Origin of the sequence: Streptomyces bobili, assembly GCF_002154575.1 — a bacterium.
Taxonomy (GTDB): domain Bacteria; phylum Actinomycetota; class Actinomycetes; order Streptomycetales; family Streptomycetaceae; genus Streptomyces; species Streptomyces bobili.
Genome location: NZ_MUBA01000542.1, coordinates 1 through 8376 on the forward strand (window position 1 = coordinate 1; position 8376 = coordinate 8376).

Annotated in this window: 8 protein-coding genes; 3 read left to right on the top strand and 5 right to left on the bottom strand. The window is 73.4% G+C overall.

All coding sequences use genetic code 11. The annotated features are described in order from the left end of the window. Positions 1 to 34 precede the first annotated feature (34 nt). The 3 genes from BZL64_RS33030 to BZL64_RS33040 all read right to left on the bottom strand — a co-directional run bounded on the left by BZL64_RS33030 (position 35) and on the right by BZL64_RS33040 (position 3674). Positions 35 to 1933, bottom strand: coding sequence for a hypothetical protein (locus tag BZL64_RS33030; protein ID WP_086772789.1), 1899 nt, complete (start codon positions 1931 to 1933; stop codon positions 35 to 37). Then, positions 1933 to 2820 (bottom strand): hypothetical protein, encoded by an 888-nt coding sequence (locus BZL64_RS33035; protein WP_086772790.1) that lies wholly within the window; start codon positions 2818 to 2820, stop codon positions 1933 to 1935. Before BZL64_RS33035 ends, BZL64_RS33030 begins: the two co-directional genes overlap by 1 nt. A 197-nt stretch (positions 2821 to 3017) precedes the next feature. Continuing rightward, positions 3018 to 3674 carry a Crp/Fnr family transcriptional regulator gene (locus BZL64_RS33040; RefSeq protein WP_086772791.1) on the bottom strand — a complete coding sequence of 219 codons (657 nt, stop codon included), beginning with the start codon at positions 3672 to 3674 and terminating at the stop codon, positions 3018 to 3020. Between the two features lie 170 nt (positions 3675 to 3844). Between BZL64_RS33040 and BZL64_RS33045 the strand changes: the two genes are divergently transcribed. Next, positions 3845 to 4393: a Pycsar system effector family protein gene (locus BZL64_RS33045; protein WP_208639571.1), complete on the top strand. Its 549-nt coding sequence runs from the start codon at positions 3845 to 3847 to the stop codon at positions 4391 to 4393. A 200-nt stretch (positions 4394 to 4593) separates the two neighbouring features. On the opposite strand, the gene BZL64_RS33050 is transcribed toward BZL64_RS33045, so the two are convergent. Continuing rightward, positions 4594 to 5271: a uracil-DNA glycosylase gene (locus BZL64_RS33050; protein ID WP_086772792.1), complete on the bottom strand. Its 678-nt coding sequence runs from the start codon at positions 5269 to 5271 to the stop codon at positions 4594 to 4596. A gap of 357 nt (positions 5272 to 5628) precedes the next feature. On the opposite strand from BZL64_RS33050, the gene BZL64_RS33055 reads away from it, so the two are divergent. Both BZL64_RS33055 and BZL64_RS33060 read left to right on the top strand, forming a co-directional pair. After that, complete coding sequence (locus BZL64_RS33055) at positions 5629 to 6633, top strand: N-acetylglucosamine kinase (RefSeq protein ID WP_244205643.1); 1005 nt, start codon at positions 5629 to 5631, stop codon at positions 6631 to 6633. A 172-nt stretch (positions 6634 to 6805) separates the two neighbouring features. After that, the gene (locus BZL64_RS33060) at positions 6806 to 7735 is read left to right on the top strand and encodes a sirohydrochlorin chelatase (RefSeq protein ID WP_086772794.1); all 930 of its coding nucleotides are present in this window, start codon (positions 6806 to 6808) and stop codon (positions 7733 to 7735) included. Positions 7736 to 7868: 133 nt separating this feature from the next. Here the strand turns inward: BZL64_RS33060 and BZL64_RS33065 are convergent. After that, the coding region (locus tag BZL64_RS33065; RefSeq protein WP_143663378.1) for a lactonase family protein at positions 7869 to 8376 on the bottom strand (508 nt) is incomplete at its 5' end.

Below are 8376 nucleotides of genomic sequence, written 5' to 3' on the forward strand. Positions count from 1 at the left end.
CGAGTACATGGCCATGGACGGAGGCCGGTACCGCTCAGACGCCCTCGACCTGCTGGACCAGTGGGCCGTCACGGGCCTGCACGACCAGCAGCGCCGGACCTTCGGCGAGCTGGCCTGCCTCTACGCCGCGGCCGACCAGGTCGGCCGCGGCGTAGAGGAAGGCCAGCTCGCCGAAGGTCCGGCGCTGCGGGTCGTGCAGGCCGGTGACGGCCCACTGGTCGAGCAGGTCGAGGGCGTCGGAGCGGTACCGGCCGCCGTCCAGGGCCATGTACTCGGTGAGGCTGCGGCACAGGGCCTCGATCACGGCCATGTGTTCCGCCCCGGCCAACTGGTGCAGCCAGCCCCAGGCCTGTTCGTCGCCGTCGCGTTCGAAGACGACGCGCCAGGTGCGCGCGGCGGTCGCCCGCAGTTCCGGGGAGTGGTGGTCCGCGCTCCACGCCATGACCAGGTTGTACGCGGCGAGGGCGTGGCCCGATTCCCGGGCGGCGACGCCGAGCGCGATGGCCGCCGCGTCCCGCAGTTCGGCGTCCTTGTCGGCCGCCCAGGGCCGCAGGATACGGGCCCGAACGGTCTCGAAGTCGTGCCGGGCCATCGTCCCGGCGCCGACCGCCGCACGCACACCGACGGTGGAGAGCCCGCGGGCCGCGGAGTCTCGCAGCCAGCCGGGCAGAGCGTCGCGCATCACGTCGAACTCGCTCCACACGTGGTCGAGGACCCGTCGAGCGGTGCCGGGGTCCTGGAAGCGGACCACCTTGCCGCGTGCGCCGCCGTGCCGGGTGGCGACCTCGGAGTCCACCAGCGTGGCGCGGACGGCGTTCAGCCGGGCGGTGCGGGTCCCGGTGAGTTTGGTCCCCCGGGGACGTGCGGGGTTGTCGGGGCTCTCGGCGACCTGGAGCCGTTCCTCCAGGTCGCGGGAGAGCGTGGCCACCGTCTCGTACGCCTCCCCGCCGAACACGGCGATGCCGACGGCGAGGCACTGCTCGGCGAGGTCCGCCATGTCGTGCAGCCAGTGGGCGACCGCTTGTTCGTCGTGAAGGTCCTTGCGGGCCCGGACCCGGGCGACGATCTCGTCGTCGCCGACCGCCGCCGCGGCCCCGGCCAGGTCGCGGCCCAGGTCGGCCGCCGTCCCGGCGTCCACGCCGTCCCCGAGCCGCTCGCGCAGCAGTCGTACGACGTCGGGGCGGGCGAGGATGCGCCGGGCGCGGGCGGCGGCGGCCGTGCCCAGCCGCCAGCCCAGTTGGCGGGCGACGATCACGCGCAGGGGCGGGGGGTCGGGTGCGTCGGTCACGGCGGGCCGTACGCGCGGGTCGGTGAACCGCACGGCGGCCTGGGCGGTGAGGACGAGCCGGCAGTCCTTGCGCCGCAACAGGGCGTCGAGCCGCTGGAGTTCGAAGGCGCTCAGCCGGTCCGCGCCCCGTTGGGGAACGTCGGGCAGGAGGTAGCCGGCGCCGGGGGTGAGGGCCTGGTCGTCGAGGAGCGCGAGGTCGGTCGTGGGTTCCAGCAGGTGCAGGACGCGGTGTCCTGCCTGCTGGAGCACGGATCGGGCCAGGGCCTCCTTGCCGGTGCCGGCCGGTCCGCGCAGGACGGTGACGGTACGGGCCGTCACCTCGCGGACGACGGCGTCGAAGCCGCCGGGCGGTGCGAACGCCTCCCTGGTCTCGTCCAGGTTCTCAGCGGTCAGCCGGTAGAACCGGGGGCTCGCGGCGGTGCCGCTGACCTGGAAGACGTAGTTGTCGCCGCCGAAGACCTGGGCCGCCGATATTCGCAGGCCGTTGACTGCGTCGCGTTCGGCGTCGAGCCGTTCCCCGGAGGCTCCGCGGGTGCCGCGCAGCGCCGAGAGGCCTTCGCGCAGGCCCTGTTGCGGGTTCGGGACGCCGTGCGGCTCGGGTGTCGGATCAGGCTGTGGGCCGCCGGGGGGCGGGTCGTCCGCCATCAGGCACCGTTCCCGTCTCCGCCGTCGCGTGCGGCGGGCTCCTCCGGGTCGGGGCCCCACTGGAAGGTCTGTCCTCCGTGCACGATCTGGTCGCCGCCGAACACCTGGTTGACCCGGTCGAACCGGGCTCCCGCGAGCGGGCCCTGGCCGGCCGGTGCCGTGCCGTTCCCGCGCCCGCCCCCGCCGCGGGTGTTGCCGGCAGCGCCCTGCGCGGCACCGCCGTCGGCTCGAGCGGTCCCGCCGTCGCGACCGGGGGCCGCGCCCCGGCTCGTGTCTTCGGCGCGCGTTCCCGAGATGCCGGGCGGCGCGTCGTAGCCGGGGACGCTGATCCAGGCATGCGCGCCCTGGATCTCCTTGGCGTCGAAGGGGACGCACCGGAAGGTGTCGCTCGCCACCGAGGAGTCCTCGTGGCGGACGACCTGCCGGTGCCACTCCCCGGAGACGGCCAGGGCGAGACCAGCCCGCGGCCCGGACGCCAGCGCCGTACGCAGTGGTTCGATGTCCACCAGGCGGCAGGCGGTGTTCAGTTCCTCGCCGACCCAGCCGGCCCCGTCGTCCGTCACGTCGCCCTGGTGGAGTGCGACGCGCAGCCGCAGTGCGCCCTCCTCGTTGCTCGTCCGGGCGTGGGAGCGCAGCTTCTGGTCGAGCACATCGATGAACCGCCCGGTGAGTGCGGTGCGGTCCGTTCCCGAGAGCAGCCAGAAGAATCCGTCCCCCCGGTCGGACGGCTTCGGACCGTTGTCGGTGTCGATCCCGGATTCCGAGAACGCCTTTCCAACGATTTCGTACAGCCGTTCCCTGAGCCAGATTTGGACCGGATTGGCTCGTCGGCCGAATCTCTCGATGTCGACGACGAGTATGGAGTAGACCTGGGTCCTGGGTTTCATCGATCCATCCTTCTTACGAGAAGTGCGACACCGTGGACCACCGCCCCCGTGACCGGCGGTCCACAGTGCCCTCGCCATGCATATCCGGGGCCTGGGGCCGTCCACAGCGTCAGATGACGCACAGCACCGGATGACGTACCGCGTCACAGCGATCGCGTCCGTCACGCGCGAGCAGGGCGGTCACCCGCGGACACGGCTCATTCCTCGGCCCAGCGCCGGACTTCGGCCAGGTCCAGGACGCAGGTCCGGCCACGGCTGGTGGTGACCAGACCGGCCTCCTGCATGGCGCGCAGCGAGCGCACCACCGACTCACGGGAGACACCCGCGGCACCCGCGAGTTCCTGCTGGTTCATGCGGACAGCGAGCGCGCCCCGCGGGTCGTCGACCGGTTCTCCGTGCCGTACGGCGGTGTCCAGCAGCACCCGGGCGAGCATCGACCGGGACGACCGCGCGCCGCGCTCGGTGCGCATGGTGTCGGAATCCCGCAGCCGTGCCACGACGCTGCGCAGCACGGCCAGAGTCAGTGAGGCATGGGTGTTGAGCAGTCGGAGGAACGCCTCACTGCTGACACTCACGCCTTCGAGCCGTTCGAGCGCCGTGACGGTCGCGGAACGTCGGGTGCCGTCGAGGCAGGAGAGTTCGCCGACGAGTTCGCCGGGGCCGCGCAGGGCGAGCACGCTCGTGTAGCCGTTGCCGGAGTCGGCGGTGACCTTGGCGAGCCCGCTCAGCACGAGCACCACGTAGTCGGGCGGGCCCCCCTCCCGCATCAGTGACACGCCACGTTCCCAGCTACGGACCCGGCCCGCCGCGCGAAAATAGAGCAATTCATCTGGGGTGAAGTGTTCATGGCCCATATGCCGGCCCGAAAAAGATCTTTCCTCTGACACGAAAAGGCCTCCCCCACCCTGTCCGCGTGGAAGTGAGCTTACAGAAAAGGGAAGTTGGCGTGCGCCGAATGACGCAGACCGATGAGCACGGTCGCGATACAAGTGGAATCGACCGTTCTCGCCACAAGGAGACACGCATGTCTGAACCATCGGGAAACCCGCCGTCCGCCGCCGCCCCGGTTCTCGCGCAGGCGACCGCGGGCGAAACCGCCTGGCGCATTCACGCGGCGCTCGCCGACTGGACGGGGAAGGTGGACGCCAAGGCGGTATTCGCACTCACCGTCGAATCGGCGGCTCTCGCCCTCACCGCCGTTCTGCGTTCCTCGTCCCGGTCCGCCGCCGGCGGAGCTGTGCCGGGCCTGTCCGTCCCGGCACTGGCGACCGTGGGTATGGGCCTGCTGACGGTCGCGGTCCTGCTGGCCGTCCTGGCGGTCGCGCCCCGCATGAGGGACACGCAGGTTCCCCGGTCGGGCCAGGGCTTCATCTACTTCGGCGACCTGCGCGGTCTGGCGCCCGACGACCTCGCGCAGACCCTGCGTACGACGGACCCGCTGCCCGCGCTGAGCCGTCAACTGGTGGTGATGTCGAAGATCGCCTGGCGTAAGCACCGCTACACCCAGGCCTCCCTGGTCCTGGCCGCCTCCGGCCTGGTGACGGCCGCGCTGGCCGCGGCCGTCGCGGGCTGACGGATTCGCGGCCCGCGCCGGCGCCGGGTGCCGGCGCCGGGCGTGCCTCACACCGTCGGCGAGGCCCCGGCGCCCAAGGCGCGGATGCTCCCAGGCCTAGCGGTCGACGGCCCATGTCCGCCGTCGGTGTCCGCCGCGAGGATCGGCCAGGAGCACCCCCGGGCGGAAGGCCGCCCGCCAAGCCCTCACGGGCAGCCCGCCTACGGAAGTCGCCAGTCCACCGGCTGAGCGCCCTGCCGCAGCAGCAGGTCGTTGGCCCGGCTGAACGGCCGCGAACCGAAGAAGCCCCGGTCCGCCGACATCGGGGACGGGTGCGCGGACTCGATCGCCGGAAGCTCCCCCAGCAACGGCCGCAGATTACGCGCGTCACGCCCCCACAGGATCGACACCAGCGGCTTGCCCCGTGCGGCCAACGCCCTGATCGCCTGCTCGGTGACCTCCTCCCAGCCCTTGCCGCGGTGCGCCGCGGGTTTGCGCGGGGCCGTCGTCAGCGCCCTGTTGAGCAAGAGCACACCCTGCTGCGTCCACGGGGTCAGATCGCCGTTCGACGGCCTGGCCAGCCCGAGGTCGGTGTGCATCTCCCGGAAGATGTTCTCCAGACTTCCCGGCAGCGAACGCACCTCCGGCGAGACCGCGAAACTCAGTCCGATCGCCATACCGGGTGTGGGATACGGGTCCTGACCGACGATCAGGACGCGAACGTCGTCGAAGGGCTGCTGGAAGGCCCGCAGGACGTTCGCCCCGGACGGCAGGTAGGTCCGGCCGGCCGCTATCTCGGCCCGGAGGAAGTCCCCCATTCCGGCGATACGTTCAGCCGCGGGCTCCAGAGCCTTCGCCCAGCCCGCTTCAACAAGTTCATGCAAGGGTCGTGGTGCCACAACACGTCACCCTACTGGCTCACACCCGGGCCCCGCGCCCACACGAAAGCCCCTCACCTGCGCACCCCGCCCTCGGCGCTACTCTTCCTCCTCATCAAGGTCATCGAGCCCGCTCCGGCAGATCGCGCAGACGGTCACCGGGAGGGAAGGGAGCCGGCCGTAGCCAATGATCAAGCCACTCCGCCATGCTCCTCACGTCTCGCCGGCCTCTCACCCCGCAGACCCCGGTCTCGAATCGCCCGCACCCGCGGTGGGCCCGTCCGTCCCGGTCGCACCCGGCGTACGGCCCCTGCCCGGCTGGCTGATCCGGTTCGCGGCGGTTCAGCCGGGACGGGGGCCCGTGGACCGGTGCCTGCCGTGACCTCGACCGCGGGCAGGGAGCCCTCCCCCGGCGTCCTCGCCGTGGACTCGGGCGGCTCCGGACTGCGGGTGGCTCTCGGCAGAGCCGACGGCGGCGAACCGGCCTCGCGGTCGTCGCGGGTCCCCGTACGCACCGGCGCGCGGGGCATCGACCCCGAGCACCTCATGGAACAACTGGTGCCCATGGTGCGGGCGTTGGAGGCGGAGACCGGTGTGTCCCGGCCGGCTGCGGCGGTGCTCGGCGCCGCCGGGCTCGCCACCCTCGGCGAGGCACTGCGGGCCGAGCTGCCGGGCGCGCTGGCGCGGGCGTTCGGGGTCGGCACGACCGCCCTGGCCGCCGACGCCGTCACCGCCTACGCCGGCGCCCTCGGCACCGGTCCTGGTGCCGTCGTGGCCGCCGGAACCGGGCTGATCGCGGTCGGCACCGATCTGACGGCCTGGCACCGGGCGGACGGCTGGGGCCATCTGCTGGGCGACTGCGGCGGCGGCGCGTGGATCGGGCGGGCGGGTCTGGAGGCCGCCCTGCGCGCGCACGACGGCCGGAGCGGCGGTTCCGCCGCGCTGCTGGCCTGCGCGCAGGAGCGGTTCGGGCCGATGCCCGGCCTGCCCGGCCTGCTCTACCCGCGCCCCGACCGACCCGCCGTCCTCGCCTCCTTCGCGCCCCGGGTGGCCTCCTGCGCGGCGGCCGACCCGGTCGCCGCCGACATCCTGCGTACGGCGGCCCGGCACATCGCCGACTCGGCCGCCGCGGTCTGCCCGCGGGACGCGGAAGCCCGCCCCCGACTCGCCGTCACGGGCGGCCTCGTCGAACTGGGGGAGCCGCTCCTCGTACCGCTGGCCGAGGAGCTGGCACGGCGGCTGCCGTACGCACGGCGGGTGCCGGCGGCCGGGGATCCACTGGACGGTGCCGTCCTGCTCGCCACCGACCTCGCGACCGGCAGGCTCGGTCTGCCCGTCGACGAGGCGATGCTGTGGGTGGCCCGGAACGGCGGTGCGGCGTGAACGGCACGTCATGACGGAACAGGGGGATTGCCCCCTTCGAGGGCAAGTCGCCCGGAATACGTGCTGATCACTTCTGATCCGTACGTAACTCATCAGACAAAACCGGACGGATACCGCTCACCTGCACCCTCCCCGAACAGGGGAGCCCAGGAAGCCAGTAACATGCGGCGCCATGAGCTCCCCCACTGGGCCCGCGTCCGGCCTCCCTGTACGAATGCCGCGCCCCCGCCAGCCCGGACGGCACCGCCGACCCGAGCCCCTGGCGGCTCCCGAGGGCGCGCCCGCGCTCGTTCTCGCGGTGCCGGGTACGCCGAGTGCCGCCGTCCGCGGCCTCGCCGAGGAAGTCGTGAGCATCGCCCGCTCCGAGCTTCCCGGTCTCGACGCGCGCATCGGGTACCTCGACGGGGACGACGCAGAGTTCCCCACCCTCCAGTCCGTCCTGGCGCATGCCGCCGGCGAGCGCACCGCCCGCTACGAGCAGGCCCGCGCCGCCGGGGTGGACGTCAAGGAGCCCGACGGCCCGGTCGCCGTCGTCGTGCCGCTGCTCGCCGGTCCGGACAGCGCCCTGCTGCGCCAGGTCCGCCAGGCCGTCATGGACAGCCGCGTGGCGGCCGACCTGACCGATGTCCTCGGCCCGCACCCGCTGCTCGCCGAGGCGCTGCACGTGCGGCTGTCCGAGGCCGGTCTGGCCCGCGCCGACCGCGCCCGCCTGTTCACCGTGGCGACGGCCGCGGACGGCATCATCCTCGCCTCCGTGGGCGGCGAGGAGGCCGTGCAGGCCGCCGGGATCACCGGCATGCTGCTCGCCGCGCGCCTGGCCGTGCCGGTGATGGCGGCGGCTCTCGACCAGGAGGGTTCCATCGCCTCCGTCGCCGAGCAGCTGCGCGGCTCCGGCTCCCAGAACCTTGCCCTGGCGCCGTACCTCATCGGCCCCGAGATCGACTCCACGCTGCTGGAGGAGGCGGCCAGGGAGGCGGGCTGCGCGTCCGCCGAGGCGCTCGGCCCGTACCCGGCCATCGGCAAGCTCGCCCTGGCCAAGTACACGACGGCCCTGGGCATCGCGCCCCAGCAGCCGCAGGGCACGCCGGCCCGCCAGTCGTAGGTGACGCGGGCGTGAGCCCGTACGACCTGTAAGGACGCCGAGAGGGCCCGCTCCCCGACCGAGGGAGCGGGCCCTTCGTCGTTCCTGATTCCGTGCTCGGGTGCTCGCGTTCGTGCGGGTGGGCTCGGTGGCTTCAGCCGAGGACCACGCAGGACGCCGCCGGCACCCGGATCGACCCGCCGCGCCGGGGCAGCCCGGTGGCCCGGTCGAGGGCGAACCAGGTCACGTCGCCGGAGCGCTCGTTCGCGACGTACAGGAAGCCGTCCCCCTCGGCGAGCGCCCGCGGCCAGCGGCCCGCGCAGGACACCGTGCCGACAAGGCGCAGGGCCTCTCCGCCGCCCTCGACGGCGAACACCGACAGCACGTCCTCGCCGCGGGTCGCCGTCCACACGAACCGTCCGTCGGGCGAGACGGCGATGCCGGACGGGTAGGCGTCCCCCGCGGGCGCGCCGGGCAGGACCGGGACCTCCGCGAGCGGTTTCAGGGAGCCGTCCGGGGCGTCCCAGCGGCAGACGGTGACGGTCGGAGTGAGTTCGTTGACGACGTACGCGTGGCCGCCGCCCGGATGGAAGGCCAGGTGGCGGGGGCCGGAACCGGGGCGCAGGGCGGACTCACGGTGCAGGACCGGGATGCCGTCGCGC